This window comes from Pseudomonas oplopanacis (assembly GCF_057128725.1).
This window is the reverse complement of record NZ_JBSKHV010000001.1, coordinates 532,499-549,669: the sequence shown is the minus strand read 5'-3', so window position 1 is coordinate 549,669 and position 17,171 is coordinate 532,499. Positions and strand designations below refer to the sequence as shown.

The window sequence follows — 17,171 nt, the reverse complement described above, 5'->3', positions numbered from 1 at the left end:
CGCCACAGGACAGTGGTTAAACAGCGGGCTCGATTTTATCCAGCACCCGGATCGCCGTGATCTCCGCCACCATGATGCTGTTGGAAATTCCCAGCAGGGCGTGGCGCGACTCGCCCTCCAGATGATCGACCAAGTGATGGACCATCACATCGATCGCCGCCAGTGTCTCGACCAAAAACACGCCCAGGGTTTCTGCCGTCGCCTCCGGGTTCACGGCAAACAGCTTGCTGGGTTTGCGCGCGGTGGCTTTGATGTCGGCATTTGACGGGAAGTGGAAGTTGAGCGCGCGCTCGGCGGCTTCGTTGAGTTTTTTTGAATCGGGTTCGTATGGGGAAGCCGGATCGGTGTCTGGCGGATTGGGCGTTACCTTGAACATGGTGAAACTTCTTGATGATTGGAGCCTTCACCCATCGCTGCTAAACGAGAAGGGTGACGGCTTTACGCGGGTTAGCAGACCAGGGCATCAAGGAACCCGGCGCACCGAAGTGCCCCACGCATAGCCGCCATAACGCAGACCAACAGACGAAACTGTCGATTGATCAGTGGCGATACTGATGCACCTTGATGTTTCCGAGCTGCTAAACCCGATCGCTGATGTGTCAGCGACCGGGAAACAATAGAGCCCGGCCAATAGGCGCACAAGCCGGCGGATTCTGGCGTAGCCGTAGGCAACGGCGCAAGGTTTTGTGGCTTTCAGGACGTTACCCGGACGGGTTTTAAACAAGCCCTTTCGGTAGGTGTTTAAAATCCCGAGCTCCCACAGCGGGAACTCGAAGGGTGGGGCGAGCTCAGGATTCGTGCTGACCCGGGGCCGCTTTTGCGGTCCCTTGCTTATGTGCGCGCCACGCGGCCGGCGGCATGCCGAACTGGGTGATGAACCAGCGCGTGAAAGAGCTCGCCATCGAGTACCCGAGCATGTCGGCGATGCGCCCCAGCGAATAATTCGGGTTCTCCAGGTAACGCAGCACCAGGTCGCGGCGCACGTCGTTGATCAGGTCGTTGAAGGCGCAGCCGTCGTCTTTGAGGCGTCGTTGCAGTGTCCGTACGTTCATGCCCTGGGTCTGGGCGATTTGCTCGATGGTGGCGCGTCCCATCGGTAGCAGCAGGTAAATGGCCTTGCGCACCTCGAACAGCAACGACTCGCCTTCATGGCTCAGCAACGAGTCGAGGTAACCCTGGGCGTAACGAGCCATGGCCGGGTCGGCGTGGGGGTTGGTCACGTCCAGGCTGGCATTGGGGCAGACAATGCCGTTGAACTCGCTGCCGAACTCCACCGTGCAGCCAAACAGGCGGCGATGCAGTTGCAGGTTGTCCGGAGGCTGGTGCGTGAAGTTGACGCTGTAGGGGTGCCAGTGCGCGCCGAGCAGCGCTGCGCACAAACGGAACATGACACCGATGGCCAGTTCGTTGGCTTGCCGGGAGGGCATCGGTGTGTCGGTCACGACCTCTTCGCGAATGATCACCATCTTGCCGGCCTCTTCAATGAAGATGGCCAGCGAATCATTCATCAAGTGACGGTAATGCACCACCACCTGCAAGGCTTCGCGCAGGGTGCGCTGGTGCGTGAGCAGCAGGCTGACCACGCCGAAATCCGAGAGCTGGCGAGACTCGGCCATGCTCAGGCCGAAGCTCTGGCAGCCACTGGCGACAGCGGAATCTTCCAACACGCGCACGGCGCAATCGATAGGGATCCGGTGTTCCGGCGCCAGCAACTGAGCCCTGCTCAAGCCATTGGCAGCCAATACATCACGCGGGTTGAAACCCAGGTAATTAGTGACCTCCAGGTAGTTGGTCAAGACGGCGGCGCGAACAAGCTTGGTCATGCGTGGGTCTTCCCTGGGCCGGTAAGGGTGGAAATGAGCGTGGCGACTATATCCAGCACGTCATGAAATGGAAAGTTGTTGCATGAGTGTAGTCAGGCGCCCGGTTCTCCCTCTAAACGTAGCCGGCTGATCGCGATAAATCCGTCCGCGTATTGATTACAGTGGCCTTGGGCAAACCTGCCGTGATTTTCGACCAGCGGGCACCTCACGTCGCCACCCCCGAATTTGTCATGAAAAGAAAAGCGACTGACGTCTAATGTAAAGCGTCCGGGGTGGGCGCTCTTTAATGTCAGCACTACAAAAACGTCTGACCAATGAGTCAGTCGAGTCATCGAGAAAGCGTAGGTGCTGACGTGGACAAACTGCAAACTGCTGCAACCGTTTTAATCGTACCGGGCTTGCGTGAGCACGTGGCCGAGCATTGGCAGACATTGCTTGAAGCCAGGCTCGCCAAGGTACGCAGCGTCCCACCGCTTGAAACCGACAAACTCGACTGCGCTGCACGGGTCCGTGCGATCCAGCACGAGCTGGAGCAGATCGACGGGCCGGTGATTCTGGTCGCCCATAGCGCCGGCGTGTTGATGGTCGCGCACTGGGCCGCGTTGCACAGCCGTCCGATCAAGGGCGCTCTGCTGGCCGCGCCACCGGACCTCGATGCCACCTGGCCGCAAGGCTACCCTTCTTCCGATTCGCTGCGGTCCCATGGCTGGAATCCGCTACCCGAAAGTCCGCTGCCGTTCCCAAGCCTGGTGATTGGCAGCACCAACGATCACCTGGCCAGTCTCGAAGCCGTCAATCGCATGGCTCGAGGCTGGGGTGCAGAACTGCGCAATCTGGGTGCAGTAGGTCATCTGAATCCGGCTGCAGGATTTGGCCACTGGCCAGAAGCCGAAGCTTTCATCCTCGAGCTGGATCGCTAATTCAGGCGCCGACTGGCCGCAAGCCAACCGGCATTTGCCCTCACTCCTGATCAACGCAAAACCCTGGAACAAGGGAATGCGTGAGGGCGGCTGCGCTTAAAACAAATACAAAAGGCGGAGACAACGCAATGCACAACAATAAGAGTCACGGGTTCACGGTTTCACGCTACACATTGCTGGCCTCAGCCATTCTGGCCGCGTCCATGCCGACCGCCCAGGCGGTTGAACTGGATACCGGTAATCCGGACTGGACCGCGCGCATCGATAACACCATCAAGTACAACTACGGTGTGCGTACCGAAAGCGCCGACAAGCGCATGTTGGGGACGCCAAACAACAACGATGGCGACTACAACTTCCGCAAGGCTGGCACCAACATCACCAACCGTATCGACCTGTTGACCGAGATGGACGTGGTCTACAAGAACGCCATGGGTTTTCGTGTCAGTGCCGCCAGTTGGTACGACAAGGCGTATGAGAACACCGGCTCCAATTCCAACCCGTTCGTCAACGGCAACGATGCACGCTCCGGCCTGGTCGCCAACGATCCACGCCTGGCCGCCGTCACCAACGACAACGTCGGTTTTGGCAGCCCGCACCTGAGCAATTATGCCCAGCGTTACTACACCGGCCCGTCCGGCGAAATCCTCGATGCGTTCGTGTTCTACAGCACCGAAGTGGGTGAGGAATCCTTGCTGAGTATGAAGGCCGGTCAGCACAACGTGTTCTGGGGCGAGACCATTCTCAACCCGGTGCATTCGATCAGCTACGGCCAGTCCGGCCTCGACCTCGCCAAGCTGGCGGCGTCGCCTGGCACTGAAGCCAAGGAACTGTTCGTACCGCGTAACCAACTGTCGACGACCTTCACCGTTAACCCTGAGTTGACCATCGGCGCCCAGTACTTCCTGGATTGGGACGCGGCTCGCTTGCCTGAAGCCGGCACCTACTACGGTGGTTCCGATCTGGTGGGCTTCGGCGCGCAATCGTTCTTGCTGGGCAACACCAACGGCGTGGTTCCGGGCAGCCCGCTGGGTTGCGGCCTGGCGCCGTGCAACGGTTTGACCAACGTGGTGCGTGGGCATGACCTGACGCCGCACAGCAGCGGTGACTGGGGCGTCATGGCCAAGTGGTCGCCGGCCTGGCTGGACGGGACGCTCGGCGTCTACTACCGCGAGACGTCGGAAATCCTGCCGCAAGCCTGGCTGGATGCCCGCGGCCTGTCTTCGGCCAACCCGAATGGCACCCGACCAGCCGGGCAAGTGCCAGCCGTGGTCAACACGCTCAACTCGTTGAACACCGCCACCTATCAACTGGCCTATGCCGACGACATCAAGATTTTCGGCCTGAGCCTGTCCAAGGACGTCGGCGGCGTGAGTGTGGGTTCCGACCTGAACATCCGTCACAACATGCCGCTGGCCAGTATCCCGGCCATCGTCAGCTCCACCAGCCCGCTGGGCCTGGGCAAAGGCCTCGGCCTGTTGCCGGCGCGCACCGATGCCACGGGTGTGATCTACGACACCCCGAGCCGCGGCGACAGCATGAGCGCCACTGGTGAGACGTTGCACTGGACGTTGAACGGTCTGATGACCCTGCCGAAAACGCCGGTGTTCGATCAGGCGACTGTGCTTGCCGAACTGTATTACAGCAACCTGTTGAGCATCGATGACAAAAACAAGGCGCTCTACAAGGGGGAGGACAGCTATCGCGGTATCGACAAACCGACCCGTGACAACTGGGGTCTTGCGGTCAACTTCACACCGACCTGGTACCAGGTATTCCCGGGCGTTGACCTTAACGCGCCAATGTCCGTCAACGTCGGCCTCGACGGCGTGTCACCGGTGTCCGGTGGCGGTGCCAAGGACACCGGCAACTATGCCTTCGGCGTGGGTGCCGTTGTGTACAACAAATACTTTGTCGACCTGAAGTATGTGGACTCTTTCGGCCAGACCGACAAGTGCAACAAAAGCGGCGTGAGTACCGGCCCGACGGGGGGCGACGGCTCTACTCCAAACGCCTTTAGCGGTAACGAAAACTATGCGTGCTACGCCGGTGGCTACTCGTCCTTTTCCGGTGGCGGAGCCACGACTGAGGATCGTGGTGCTGTTTACCTGACAATGAAAACCACCTTTTGATTCATCACTCGCTTACTCGAAGTAAGCAGGAGAACCTCAACATGAAATTTGTACAAACCGTGTTGGCTGCCTCGCTGGCGATGGTTGTTGCCGCCCAGGCACACGCCGCTGTAACTGCTCAGGATGCCGCCAAACTGGGCAGCAGCCTGACCCTGGTCGGCGCTGAAAAAGCCGGGAATGCCGATGGCTCCATTCCGGCCTATGACGGCGGCCTGACCACGCCACCCGCCAGCTTCAAGGCCGGTGACAGCATGCGCCCGGACCCGTTTGCCAATGAAAAACCGCTGCTGGTGATCGACGGTAAAAACGTCGATCAGTACAAGGGTCAGCTCACTGCAACCACCGCAGAACTGGCCAAGCGCTTTCCGACGTTCAAAGTCGAGGTGTACCCGACTCACCGTACCGTTTCGCTGCCTAAAGCGATCCTCGACAACGGCGTGAAAAACGCCACCGGCGCCAAGTCCCTTGAAGGTGGCCTGGCCATCGACAACGTGCTGCCGGGCATACCGTTCCCGATTCCGCAATCGGGTAACGAGGCGATGTGGAACTTCCTGTTGCGCTATCAGGGCGTGAGCATCAGCTCCAAGTACGACTCCTGGAACGTCGACTCGGCTGGCGTGGCGAGCCTGGCGACCACCGGGCAGGCGTCCATCTCCTACCCGATCTACGAAAACCTGTCGCAGCCGATCACCAGCTCCGACGTGTATTACCAGATGAAGCTGGCCTACACCGGTCCTGCGCGCCGGGCTGGCGAAGCGATCATGCTCAAGGACGCCGCCAACCCATTGCAGCAACCGCGTCGTGCCTGGCAGTACTTGCCTGGTCAGCGTCGTGTGAAGCTGGCTCCAAACCTGGCCTACGACACGCCTAACCCAGGCACCGCCGGCGCCGGTACTTACGATGACGTGTTCGTGTTCAACGGTGCGCTGGATCGCTACGACTGGAAGCTGGTCGGCAAGCAGGAAATGATCGTGCCGTACAACACCTACAAGCTGACCTACGTGCAGGATCCGAAGTCGATCACCACGCCTAACCACCTGGCACCGGACTTTGTGCGCTGGGAAAAACACCGCGTGTGGGTCGTCGAAGGCACCCTCAAGGCCGGTGCTCGTCACATCTACGCCAAACGTCGCTTCTACCTCGACGAAGACAGCTGGACAGCTTTGGCCTCGGACCAATATGACGCCCGTGGTCAGCTGTACCGTGGTTCCTTTGCCTTCCTCAGCCAGAGCTATGACAAGCAGGTGCCTGACTCCACGCCGTTCATGATTTATGACCTGGTGGGCGGTTCCTACAACATCAACGGTGTAGTCGGCCCTTACGGCGGCATCAAGTACGTCGATCCGCTCTCCAAGGCACAGTGGTCGTCGGAGTCCCTGGCGGGCGCCGGCATTCGCTAAGCAAACCGCAACAAGGCGTTCATCGGTCCACGGCCCGCAAGCCGTGTGACCGCGCGACGGTCGGTGCACGCCGATCGTCGCGGCGCCGGTTTTCAACGTCGGGCTGCACGCTTGCAGTCCCTGACGCGGTTTTCCCAAGAGGACGCGGTATGTGTTCGTACAAAAAGTACCTGCAGTTAACGCTCGGCGCCCTGCTTGTCATGTCGCAGGGCGTCACCCAGGCGGCCGACTACATCGATGTGCTGGACCTGCCCGCCAAAGTCAGTCCGCTCGCGGTCAACAGCCCGTTGACCGGCATGACCCGCGCGGGCGACCGATTGGTTGCCGTCGGGCAGCGTGGGCACATTCTCTATTCCGATGACATCGGTAAACACTGGCAGCAGGCTGTCGTGCCAGTGAGTGCCGATCTCAGTGCGGTGAATTTTCCATCGGCCAGGGAAGGCTGGGCGGTCGGGAACGATGGTGTGGTGTTGCACAGCAACGATGCTGGCGCGACCTGGACCAAGCAGCTCGATGGCCGCCAAATTGGTGAGTTGTTGGTCAAGCATTACGGTGCATTGGCCAGTGCCCAACCGGACAACGAACAATGGTCACACTGGGCCGCCGAAGGCCAGCGACTGGCAGAGCAGGGCGCCGATAAACCCTTGCTCGACGTCTGGTTCGCCAACGAGCAGGTCGGCTATGTGGTCGGCGTGTTCAACCTGATTCTGCGCACTGAAGACGGCGGCCAGACCTGGACCCCGTTTCAGGACCGCACCGATAACCCGCAAAGCTTTCACCTGAACGCCATCGCCTCCACGGGGGATGCGTTGTACATCGCCGGCGAGCAGGGCCTGTTGCTCAAATGGGATGAAGCCAGCCAGCGTTTCACCGAAGTGCCGACGCCTTATCAGGGCAGCTTTTTCGGCGTGCTCGGCAAGCCCGGTGAAGTGCTGGTCTACGGCTTGCGCGGCAACGTATTGCGCAGCACCGATGGCGGCCAGAACTGGACCGCGCTGGACACCGGCCTGCACATCAGCGTCACCGCCGGCCTGATCGATGACCGTGGCGACTACCGCTTGTTCACCCAGGGTGGGCAGATGCTGGTCAGCCAGGGTTCTGGCGCACAACTGCACCTGGTTCAGCAGCCTGTACCGACGCCGATTGCTGGCGCCACCGAGGCCTCCGACGGCTCGTTGGTCGTGGCTGGCAGCCGTGGCGCACTGGCGCTGTCCGTCGTTAAGACCTCGAACCCTTAAAGCGAGAACCCAGACATGGGCAACATAAAACAACAAGAAGCCATGCCGGTGATCCGCGACGTGCGCGATTTCGACCGTCGCTCCGGCAACCTGCTGGAACGCCTGGTCTTCAACTACCGCCCGCTGTTCATGCTGCTGATGGCGCTCGCCACCGTGGTGCTGGGCTACATGGCGGCGACCCGCCTGGAGCTGCGTCCCAGCTTCGAAAAAATGATTCCGCAGAGCCAGCCGTACATCCAGAATTTCCTGGAAAACCGCGCGTCCCTGCGCGGCTTGGGTAACTCGGTGCGCGTGGTGGTGGAAAACACCCAGGGCGACATTTTCGACCCTGAATACCTGGACGTGCTCAAGCAGGTCAACGATCAGTTGTTCCTCACCGAGGGCGTCGACCGCGCCTGGATGAAGTCGTTGTGGAGCCCGGCTGTACGCTGGACCGAAGTCACCGAAGAAGGCTTCCAGGGTGGCCCGGTGATGCCCGACACCTACCAGGGCAAACCTGAGCAAATCGAACAGCTGCGCCAGAACATTTCCCGCGCCGGTATCGTCGGCAGCCTGGTCGCCAGCGATTTCAAATCGAGCATGCTGATCGTACCGCTGATGGACAAGGCCGCCGCCGGTGGCCAGCGCATCAACTATCACGACTTCTCGCAGATGCTCGAAGAGCAGTTGCGCGACAAGATCGAATACGCCGGTGACAGCGCCGCGCGCAAGTCCGGTGTCGAAGGCAAGGGTCACTACAAGGTCCGGGTGATCGGCTTCGCCAAACTGATGGGCGACCTGATCGACGGCCTGATCCAGGTGATGATGTTTTTCGGCCTGGCGGTCGTGACATCGCTGATCATTATTTACGCCTACACCCGTTGCGTGCGCAGCACCTTGCTGGTGGTCGGCTGCTCGCTGATCGCGGTGGTCTGGCAACTGGGCATCGTCGCCTGGCTGGGTTATGCCATCGATCCATACTCGGTGCTGGTGCCGTTCCTGATCTTCGCCATCGGCGTGTCCCACGCCGCGCAGAAGATGAACGGCATCATGCAGGACATCGCCCGCGGCACCCATAAACTGATCGCCGCACGCTACACCTTCCGCCGCCTGTTCATTGCCGGTGTCACCGCATTGCTGGCCGACGCCGTGGGTTTCGCGGTGCTGATGCTGATCGACATTCCAGTGATCCAGGACCTGGCGATCACCGCCAGCATCGGTGTCGCGGTGTTGATCTTCACCTCGCTGCTGCTGATGCCGGTGGCGCTGTCGTACGTCGGCGTCGGGGCCAAGGCCGCCGAGCGCGCGCTGAAAATCGACACCCGCGCGGAAAAGAACAAAGGCTTCGGCCGACTCTGGGATTTGCTCGACCGTTTCACCACCCGCAAGTGGGCGACCGGCGCGGTTGTGGTCGCGGTGTTGATGGGTGTCGGCGGCTTCATGGTCAGCCTGCACCTGAAAATCGGCGACCTGGAAAGCGGAGCCCCGGAGCTACGCGCCGACTCGCGCTACAACCGTGACAACGCCTACATCACCCAGCATTACGCGCTGTCCAGCGACCTGTTCGCGGTGATGATCAAGACCGCGCCGGAAGGCTGCCTGAACTACAAGACGTTGGTATTGGCCGACCGTCTGGCCTGGGAGCTGCAACAGAATCCAGGCGTACGCGCGACCACCTCGCTGGTCAACGCCGTGCGCCAGATCACCGCCGGCACCTACGAAGGCAACCCCAAACTCAACAGCATCCAGCGCAACCAGGACGTGCTCAACTACGCCGCGCAACAGGCCTCGGTGAACTCGCCGGAACTGTTCAACAACAACTGCTCGCTGATGCCAGTGATCGCTTTCCTCAAGGACCACAAGGCCGAAACCCTCGATGAGGTGGTCGCCATCGCCGACAAGTTCGCCAAGGAAAATAGCACCGAGGATCGCCAGTTCCTGCTCGCTGCCGGCAGTGCCGGGATTGAAGCGGCGACCAACATCGTCGTGCGTGAGGCCAATCACACCATGCTGCTGTACGTGTACGCGGCGGTGACCTTGTTCTGCCTGATCACCTTCCGCAGCTGGCGCGCGACGCTGGTGGCGCTGCTGCCGCTGGTGCTGACCTCGATCCTTTGCGAAGCCTTGATGGTGGCGATGGGCATCGGCGTGAAAGTCGCGACCCTGCCGGTGATCGCGTTGGGCGTCGGCATCGGCGTCGACTACGCGTTGTACCTGCTGAGTGTGCAGCTGCACTTCCAGCGTCAGGGCCTGTCGTTGTCCCAGTCGTACCGCAACGCGGTGTCGTTCACCGGCCGCGTGGTCGGTCTGGTCGGCATCACACTCGCGGCGGGCGTGGTGTGCTGGGTCTGGTCACCGATCAAGTTCCAGGCTGACATGGGCATCCTGCTGACCTTCATGTTCCTGTGGAACATGCTCGGCGCGCTGATCCTGATTCCGGCGCTGTCGTATTTCCTGCTGCGCGAAAAAACGCTGGAGACTCGTCCTGTCGAGGACGCTCCGCTGGCGCCGACCGAAGAAGCCGGCACCTCGCACACTTCACCTGTTCCTCATGCTTTGAGCACACCTGAGTAAGTCACTATGTCCGAATACAAAGCTCCCTTGCGCGACATGCGCTTCGTCCTCAATGAAGTCTTTGAGGTGTCCAGCCTGTGGGCGACATTGCCTGGCCTGGCCGAGGTGATTGATGAAGAGACGGCTGCCGCGATCCTGGAAGAGGCCGGCAAGATCGCCGGTGAAGTGATCGCACCGTTGAACCGCGCCACCGACGAACAGGGCTGCACCTGGAACAACGGCGAAGTCATCGCGCCGGATGGTTTTGTTGCCGCGTACCAGGCATTCGCCGAGGGCGGTTGGGTCGGTGTCGGCGGTGATCCGCAGTACGGTGGCATGGGCATGCCCAAGGCGATTTCGGCGCAGGTCGAAGAGATGGTCAACTCGGCCGGCCTGTCGTTCGGCCTGTACCCGATGCTGACCGCCGGCGCGTGCCTGTCGATCAAGGCTCACGCCAGCGAAGAACTCAAGCAGCGTTACCTGCCGAACATGTACGCCGGCACCTGGACCGGTTCGATGTGCCTGACCGAAGCCCACGCCGGGACCGACCTGGGCATGATCCGCACCCGCGCCGAGCCGCAGGCCGACGGCAGCTACAAGGTCAGCGGCAGCAAGATCTTCATCACCGGCGGTGAGCACGACCTGACCGAAAACATCATTCACCTGGTACTGGCCCGTCTGCCGGATGCACCGGCCGGTCCTAAAGGCATTTCCCTGTTCCTGGTGCCCAAGGTGCTGGTCAACGACGACGGTTCCCTGGGCGAGCGCAACGCGCTGTCCTGCGGCTCCATCGAACACAAGATGGGTATCAAGGCCTCCGCCACCTGCGTGATGAACTTTGACGGCGCCACCGGCTGGATCGTCGATGCGCCGAACAAGGGCCTGGCGGCGATGTTCACCATGATGAATTACGAGCGTCTGGGCGTCGGCATTCAGGGCCTGTCGCTGGGCGAGCGCTCGTACCAGAACGCGGTCGAGTACGCCCGTGACCGTTTGCAAAGCCGTTCGCCAACCGGCGCGCAGAACAAAGACAAGGCCGCCGACCCGATCATCGTCCACCCGGACGTGCGACGCATGTTGTTGACCATGAAAGCCTTGAACGAAGGCGGCCGTGCGTTCTCCAGCTACGTGGCCCTGCAACTGGACACCGCCAAGTACAGCGAAGACCCGACCACGCGCAATCGCGCACAGGAATTGGTGTCGCTGTTGACCCCGGTGGCCAAGGCGTTTCTCACCGACATGGGCCTCGAAACCACCTTGCACGGTCAGATGATTTTCGGCGGCCACGGCTACATCCGCGAGTGGGGCCAGGAACAATTGGTGCGTGACGTGCGCATCACCCAGATCTACGAAGGCACCAACGGCATCCAGTCGCTGGACCTGGTCGGGCGCAAGATCGTCGGCAGCGGCGGGGCGCTTTACCGCTTGTTCGCCTCCGAGGTTCGCCACTTCGCGGCCAACGCCAGCGCCGAGCTCGGCGAGTTTAGCAAGCCGTTGAACGCCGCCGTGGACGTCCTCGACGATTTGACCGCGTGGGTCCTCGACCGGGCGCAAAACAACCCGAATGAAATCGGCGCCGCCTCGGTCGAGTACCTGCAAGCCTTCGGCTACGTCGCGTACGCCTACATGTGGGCATTGATGGCCAAGACCGCCATCGGCAAGCAGGCCGAGGACGACTTCTACGTCAGCAAACTGGCCACCGCACGTTTCTACTTTGCCCGCCTGCTACCGCGTATCCATTCATTGAGCGCTTCGGTCAAGGCCGGCAGCGAGTGCCTCTACGAACTGGACGCAGCGCAGTTCTGATTGCCAGGCCCCCGCGACTCCCGACACCGCGTCGGGAGTCGATTGCAACCGACTGCATCGAGGGGCTCTGAGCCAATAACATAAGGACCAGGAACCCAAACATGATGGCGACAAAAATAATCCCGCCCGCCGATGGCGCCTATGCCTATCCATTGCTGATCAAGCAATTGTTGCTGTCCGGTGTGCGCTACGAGCCGGGTCGCGAAATCGTCTACGCCGACAAACTGCGCTACGACTACCAGACGCTCAACAAACGCATCCGCAAACTGGCCAACGCCTTGACGGCCGCCGGCGTGAAAGCCGGGGACACCGTGGCACTGCTGGACTGGGACAGCCATCGCTACCTGGAATGCTTCTTCGCCGTGCCGATGATTGGCGCGGTGCTGCACACGGTGAACATTCGTCTGTCGCCGGATCAGGTGCTGTTCACCATGAACCACGCCGAAGACGATCTGGTGCTGGTGCATGATGATTTCCTGCCGTTGCTCGAGCAGGTCCAGGATCGGTTGACCACCGTCAAAGGCTATCTCCAACTCACCGATGACAACGCCGCCAGCACCTCGTTGCCGGTGTTGGGTGAATATGAACATTTGCTGTCCCTGGCGTCAGACCAGTACGACTTCCCCGATTTCGACGAGAACTCGGTGGCGACCCTGTTCTACACCACCGGCACCACTGGCGACCCGAAAGGCGTGTATTTCACCCACCGCCAATTGGTCCTGCACACCCTGAATGCCGTTGGCACTCTGGGCGTGTATCAAGGCCAGCCGCTGCTGCGTTCCGATGACGTGTACATGCCGATCACGCCGATGTTTCACGTGCATGCGTGGGGTGTGCCGTATGTCGCCACGCTGATGGGCCTGAAACAGGTTTATCCGGGCCGCTACGAACCCAACAGCCTGGTCCGGTTGTACCGTGAGGAGAAGGTCACCTTTTCCCACTGCGTACCGACCATTCTGCAAATGATCCTGAACTGCGAAGCCGGCAAACAGACCCGTTTCGAGGGCTGGAAAATGCTCCTCGGCGGCAGCGCGCTGACCCTCGGTATCGCTAGCGAAGCCAGCGCCAAAGGCATGGTGGTACACAGCGGTTACGGCATGTCGGAAACCTGCCCGTTGCTGTGCCTGAGTTACCTGCGTGATGACGTGCTCAAGCAACCCATGCAAGAACAATTGGCGACCCGCATCAAGACCGGCACACCGGTGCCCATGGTTGACCTGAAAATCGTCGATGCCAGCGGCAACGATGTGGTGCATGACGGTGAGTCTCTCGGCGAAATCGTGGTCCGCGCGCCTTGGCTGACCCAGGGTTATTTGAAAGAACCCGAAAAGGGCGCCGAGCTCTGGCTCGACGGCTGGATGCACACCGGCGACATGGCTTCCATCGACTCGATGGGCGGCGTGGAAATCAAGGACCGCATCAAGGACGTGATCAAGACCGGGGGCGAGTGGATCAGCTCGCTGGAACTGGAAAGCCTGATCAGCGAACACGCGGGGGTGATGTCTGTCGCGGTCGTCGGCATTGTCGATGAACAGTGGGGCGAACGGCCCATGGCGATGGTGGTGTGCGAGCCAGGGCAGTATCTGGACAAGCAGATTCTTGAGACGCACCTGCAGACGTTTGTCGAGTGTGGGCGCATTAACAAATGGGCGATTCCGAAGCAGTTCAAGTTCGTGGCTGAGATTCCCAAGACCAGTGTCGGGAAGATCAACAAGAAGCTGATTCGGGAGAGTGAGGCGGGCTGACTTCTTGAAGAAGTTGTCAGAGTCGTTGGGTAGATAAGAGAGCGTGGCGTGGGGGGAGACCTCACGCCACGTTTTCGTTTGGGGTTGCTTGTTGTTTTTTGGGAGTTATTTAAGGATTTGGCCTACGCCGTTTTCCTACTTTCCTGACTTCTTTCCTGACTGATCCCGCGCAAAGTCTCGCGCGCTCAAAACGCTGCGCGAGAGCGAAATTTCTGGGCAAGGTCGTCGGAAGTTTCCTTCAAGTTGTAGCGGCTTTGATGAACTGGTGCGAAGTGAGATCCATGGATAGTCTTTGGCTGTCGCTGCAAATTCAGTGACAGGGCGTGGAAGCCCTTCTATCGTTAGGCGCATCAAGCGCCACCAGTTCGGCGTTTTTTATCGTCTGTGTTTTTTGGTGGCTGTGCGCGGGGCGCTTTCGAGTGCGCCGGGTGCCTAACGTCCCGGTCTTCCACACCTGCGTACAGCCGCCACCTATTTGCGTGGAAGTGATGTCTGGCGGCTTCAATCCATACGTTAGGACTCAATTCGATGAAAACACTTCACCCTGATCCACCCTACGAAAAACCAATCCCCCACCCCAAAAACCGCTTCATGGCCCTCACCAGCAACTGCACCGACATGCCCACGCTGTTCGTCGATACCCACGCACCGCTCGATGTTTTATACGAAGCCGCCAACTACCGAATTCGTGCCGTCACGCAGGTATTGGAAAACATGTCGATGCGCGGTTCGGTCGAGTGCGAATCCTTCATCCTCAGCGACTTCGCGTTGCTGTGCGCCATTCCATTGCGCGATGGCTGTGATGTGCTGGATGTAGTGGGCCGGCGATTGCGGGCGATGCCTTCGCAGTAGCGACCAGTTACCTTTGTGGCGAGGGAGCTTGCTCCCGCTCGGCTGCGCAGCAGTCGCCAGGTGTGCCTGACAAATCCGAGTTGCCGGTTTTTGGGGCCGCTTCGCAGCCCAGCGGGAGCAAGCTCCCTCGCCACAGGGTTTCTGTTGGGCTGGGATATTTTGTGTAGTGCTCAAGAATGGTGTTATCTGAGTGGGCCTCTTCGCGAGCAGGCTCGCTCCCACATTGGAATGCGATCCTCTGTGGGAGCGAGCTTGCTCGCGATGGCGCTGGAAAATTCAGCGATGCCCTTCAAGCAATGAATCCTCTTTTTCGGGCGCCGGCGCAGCCCAGGCACTCACAACCGACTGCAAAAACTGCTCGGACAACTCAGGTTTATCCAGTGCCCGGGCAATGAGCATCGCACCAGCGATCGACGACAGGATTCGCAGCGATTCCTGGTACTTCTGGTCATGGTTTTCGCCTTCGACCAGCGCCATCAACGTATCAATCAGACGCTCAACGCCTTTGGTAAACGAACTGCTGACGGCGCCGCCGTTTCGGGCAACGTCGGCGCCCAGTGCCGGGATCGGGCAGCCTTCGGTCCAGTTGTCCATGTGGCGTAGCGTCAGGTAGCCCTTGATCAGCTCCGGGATGGATTTGGCGTTTTGCCAATCCTGGATGTTGGACTCGAACGTCCGGCTGACCGCTTCTGAAGCCAGTTGCTCCTTGCCTCCCGGAAACTGTCCGTAGAAGCCGCCATGCGTCAGGCCGACCGAGCGCGACAGTTCGCCGATGCCAATCCCGTCGATGCCTTTTTGCCGGTACAACCGCGACGCGGCCGTGAGGACCGCCTCTTTGTTGGCGGCGGCCTGGTCTTTTGTGACTCTCATGAACTTCTCCTTTTCGCCAGACGGGCCTTGCCAAGGCCGGATTTCGTTGAGATGCTGTTATTTATTATGTGCGTCATATAAAGTTGTCGCAATGGCTTTGTCGGTGTCGGCAGATGACTGGCGACTCCCGAGCCTGCGGCTCAAGCCTGAACACTCTACGTGGGCCTGACCTATGAAGCGTAATGATCTGCGCTGTATCGATTTGAATCTACTGGTGGTTTTCGAAGCGCTCATGCAGGAACGCAGCGTCAGCCGCGCCGCCGAGAAACTGTCGCTGGGTCAGCCGGCGGTCAGCGGGGCCTTGGTGCGGTTGCGAAGGCTGTTCAACGACCCATTATTCGAGCGCAATGGCCGCACCATGGTGCCCACCGCGCGGGCGTTAAGTGCGGCGCAGACGCTGGGACCGGCACTCGATTGTGTGTGCAGTGCCCTGGCGAATACCAAGGCTTGACCGTGCCTGTGTTTTTTTTGCTCTTATACATGACAGTCATCATTAATGTTGATACCCAACTTCACTCCGTTCAATTCGTCGATGCCTCGCGCGACGTCGAGAATCCGGAAATTCCTGAACCGTCTGGCGGACACCCCCATGGAACAATCACTGAAACCTTTGCGTTATCCCCTCGCTGCAGTGGCTCTGGCGGTCCTCGCCGCGTGCAATCAAACGCCCAATGCCGCTCAGGCGCCAGGGGCGCCGCACGTCACCGTCGCCAAAGTGCTCGAGCAGCCCATCACCGAATGGGATGAAGTCACTGCCCGGTTGGAAGCGCCGGAAACCGTCGTAGTCCGCCCACGGGTTTCAGGTCAGATCGAACGCGTTGCGTTCACCGACGGCGTGCTGGTGAAGAAGGGGGATTTGCTGTTCCAGATTGACCCACGTCCGTTCGAACACGAAGTGCATCGCCTCGAAGCGCAGTTGCAACAAGCCCGCGCCACGCTGGTTCGCACCGGCAATGAAGCACAGCGTGGCCAACGCTTGCTGAGCAGCAACGCGATTTCTGCTGAGCTGGCAGACACCCGCACCACCACCGCTCAGGAAGCCAAGGCCGGTGTTGATTCCGTGCAGGCGCAACTGGATCTGGCGCGTTTGAACCTGAGCTTCACGCGCGTCACCGCGCCGATTTCCGGACGGGTCAGCCGTGCTGAAATCACCGCCGGCAACATCGTCACTGCCGACACCACGCCGCTGACCAGCGTGGTGTCCACCGACAAGGTCTACGCCTATTTCGACGCTGACGAGCGCCTGTTCCTCAAGTACGGCCAACTCTCTCGCCAAGGCCAGCGCAGCCAGACCACGCCGGTGTACATGGGCTTGTCGAACGAGGAGGGCAACAGTCACCTGGGGCGGATGAACTTTGTCGACAACCAGGTCAATCCGAAAACCGGCACCATCCGTGGCCGCGCTGAGTTCGACAACAGCGACGGGAAGTACACACCTGGCTTGTATGCCCGACTGAAACTGGTGGGCAGCGCCGCCTATGCCGGCCTGCTGATCAAGGACGAAGCGGTGGGCACCGATCTGGGCAAGAAATTCGTGCTGGTGATCGATCAGGACAACAAAGCCGTGTACCGCAGCGTCGAACTGGGCCCCAAGCTTGAAGGCATGCGCATCGTGCGCAGCGGTTTGCAGAAGGAAGACCGGATCGTCATCAACGGCCTGCAACGGGTTCGCCCCGGAGCGGTAGTCGCCCCGCAAGATGCGCCGATGGCCGACGCGGAAACCGTCGCGACCCTGACCCGTCAACGCCAAGCCATCGAGGCGGGTAATCAACCGGCCGCGCCGACATCGCCCTCAGATACATCACCGGTGCTGGTGAAAGCGGATGCGTCCGTTTCCCCTCGCGGATAAGAGA

The 17,171-nt window shown here is 60.3% G+C and carries 13 protein-coding genes; 10 read left to right on the top strand and 3 right to left on the bottom strand.

Annotated features, from left to right (window positions below):
• Window positions 1–16: 16 nt before the first annotated feature.
• Window positions 17–376: a DUF6124 family protein gene (locus ACWKV5_RS02570; RefSeq protein WP_483840040.1), complete on the bottom strand. Its 360-nt coding sequence runs from the start codon at window positions 374–376 to the stop codon at window positions 17–19.
• Between the two features lie 412 nt (window positions 377–788).
• The gene (locus ACWKV5_RS02565) at window positions 789–1,823 is read right to left on the bottom strand and encodes an AraC family transcriptional regulator (protein WP_483840039.1); all 1,035 of its coding nucleotides are present in this window, start codon (window positions 1,821–1,823) and stop codon (window positions 789–791) included.
• A 353-nt stretch (window positions 1,824–2,176) separates the two neighbouring features.
• On the opposite strand from ACWKV5_RS02565, the gene ACWKV5_RS02560 reads away from it, so the two are divergent.
• The 8 genes from ACWKV5_RS02560 (at window position 2,177) to ACWKV5_RS02525 (ending at window position 14,448) form a co-directional block, all read left to right on the top strand.
• Window positions 2,177–2,743, top strand: a complete 567-nt coding sequence (locus tag ACWKV5_RS02560) for an RBBP9/YdeN family alpha/beta hydrolase (protein ID WP_483840038.1) — start codon at window positions 2,177–2,179, stop codon at window positions 2,741–2,743.
• 128 nt (window positions 2,744–2,871) lie between these two features.
• Window positions 2,872–4,875 carry a DUF1302 domain-containing protein gene (locus tag ACWKV5_RS02555; RefSeq protein ID WP_483840037.1) on the top strand — a complete coding sequence of 668 codons (2,004 nt, stop codon included), beginning with the start codon at window positions 2,872–2,874 and terminating at the stop codon, window positions 4,873–4,875.
• A gap of 41 nt (window positions 4,876–4,916) precedes the next feature.
• The gene (locus tag ACWKV5_RS02550) at window positions 4,917–6,275 is read left to right on the top strand and encodes a DUF1329 domain-containing protein (RefSeq protein WP_483840036.1); all 1,359 of its coding nucleotides are present in this window, start codon (window positions 4,917–4,919) and stop codon (window positions 6,273–6,275) included.
• A 149-nt stretch (window positions 6,276–6,424) separates the two neighbouring features.
• Window positions 6,425–7,513: a WD40/YVTN/BNR-like repeat-containing protein gene (locus ACWKV5_RS02545; protein ID WP_483840035.1), complete on the top strand. Its 1,089-nt coding sequence runs from the start codon at window positions 6,425–6,427 to the stop codon at window positions 7,511–7,513.
• A 15-nt stretch (window positions 7,514–7,528) separates the two neighbouring features.
• Complete coding sequence (locus ACWKV5_RS02540; protein WP_483840034.1) at window positions 7,529–10,066, top strand: efflux RND transporter permease subunit; 2,538 nt, start codon at window positions 7,529–7,531, stop codon at window positions 10,064–10,066.
• Between the two features lie 6 nt (window positions 10,067–10,072).
• Window positions 10,073–11,851, top strand: a complete 1,779-nt coding sequence (locus ACWKV5_RS02535; RefSeq protein WP_483840033.1) for an acyl-CoA dehydrogenase C-terminal domain-containing protein — start codon at window positions 10,073–10,075, stop codon at window positions 11,849–11,851.
• Window positions 11,852–11,952: 101 nt separating this feature from the next.
• Window positions 11,953–13,596: a fatty acid--CoA ligase gene (locus tag ACWKV5_RS02530; RefSeq protein ID WP_483840032.1), complete on the top strand. Its 1,644-nt coding sequence runs from the start codon at window positions 11,953–11,955 to the stop codon at window positions 13,594–13,596.
• 528 nt (window positions 13,597–14,124) lie between these two features.
• The gene (locus ACWKV5_RS02525; RefSeq protein WP_483840031.1) at window positions 14,125–14,448 is read left to right on the top strand and encodes a hypothetical protein; all 324 of its coding nucleotides are present in this window, start codon (window positions 14,125–14,127) and stop codon (window positions 14,446–14,448) included.
• Between the two features lie 276 nt (window positions 14,449–14,724).
• Here the strand turns inward: ACWKV5_RS02525 and ACWKV5_RS02520 are convergent, their stop codons facing one another.
• On the bottom strand, window positions 14,725–15,318 hold the full coding sequence (locus tag ACWKV5_RS02520) for a TetR/AcrR family transcriptional regulator (protein WP_483840030.1): 594 nt from the start codon (window positions 15,316–15,318) through the stop codon (window positions 14,725–14,727).
• A gap of 172 nt (window positions 15,319–15,490) precedes the next feature.
• On the opposite strand from ACWKV5_RS02520, the gene ACWKV5_RS02515 reads away from it, so the two are divergent.
• Together ACWKV5_RS02515 and mexE are read left to right on the top strand one after the other, a co-directional pair.
• Entirely contained in the window at window positions 15,491–15,769 is a 279-nt protein-coding gene (locus ACWKV5_RS02515) for a LysR family transcriptional regulator (protein WP_483840029.1), read from the top strand.
• 138 nt (window positions 15,770–15,907) lie between these two features.
• The gene (mexE, locus tag ACWKV5_RS02510) at window positions 15,908–17,167 is read left to right on the top strand and encodes a multidrug efflux RND transporter periplasmic adaptor subunit MexE (protein WP_483840028.1); all 1,260 of its coding nucleotides are present in this window, start codon (window positions 15,908–15,910) and stop codon (window positions 17,165–17,167) included.
• Window positions 17,168–17,171: the final 4 nt, after the last annotated feature.

What these genes read in the sequence shown, in the direction of transcription:
- ACWKV5_RS02570 (WP_483840040.1), bottom strand. Translation starts at nt 376, where the DNA reads ATGTTCAAGGTAACGCCCAATCCGCCAGACACCGATCCGGCTTCCCCA.
- ACWKV5_RS02565 (WP_483840039.1), bottom strand. Translation starts at nt 1,823, where the DNA reads ATGACCAAGCTTGTTCGCGCCGCCGTCTTGACCAACTACCTGGAGGTC.
- ACWKV5_RS02555 (WP_483840037.1), top strand. Translation starts at nt 2,872, where the DNA reads ATGCACAACAATAAGAGTCACGGGTTCACGGTTTCACGCTACACATTG.
- ACWKV5_RS02550 (WP_483840036.1), top strand. Translation starts at nt 4,917, where the DNA reads ATGAAATTTGTACAAACCGTGTTGGCTGCCTCGCTGGCGATGGTTGTT.
- ACWKV5_RS02545 (WP_483840035.1), top strand. Translation starts at nt 6,425, where the DNA reads ATGTGTTCGTACAAAAAGTACCTGCAGTTAACGCTCGGCGCCCTGCTT.
- ACWKV5_RS02540 (WP_483840034.1), top strand. Translation starts at nt 7,529, where the DNA reads ATGGGCAACATAAAACAACAAGAAGCCATGCCGGTGATCCGCGACGTG.
- ACWKV5_RS02535 (WP_483840033.1), top strand. Translation starts at nt 10,073, where the DNA reads ATGTCCGAATACAAAGCTCCCTTGCGCGACATGCGCTTCGTCCTCAAT.
- ACWKV5_RS02530 (WP_483840032.1), top strand. Translation starts at nt 11,953, where the DNA reads ATGATGGCGACAAAAATAATCCCGCCCGCCGATGGCGCCTATGCCTAT.
- ACWKV5_RS02525 (WP_483840031.1), top strand. Translation starts at nt 14,125, where the DNA reads ATGAAAACACTTCACCCTGATCCACCCTACGAAAAACCAATCCCCCAC.
- ACWKV5_RS02520 (WP_483840030.1), bottom strand. Translation starts at nt 15,318, where the DNA reads ATGAGAGTCACAAAAGACCAGGCCGCCGCCAACAAAGAGGCGGTCCTC.
- ACWKV5_RS02515 (WP_483840029.1), top strand. Translation starts at nt 15,491, where the DNA reads ATGAAGCGTAATGATCTGCGCTGTATCGATTTGAATCTACTGGTGGTT.
- mexE (WP_483840028.1), top strand. Translation starts at nt 15,908, where the DNA reads ATGGAACAATCACTGAAACCTTTGCGTTATCCCCTCGCTGCAGTGGCT.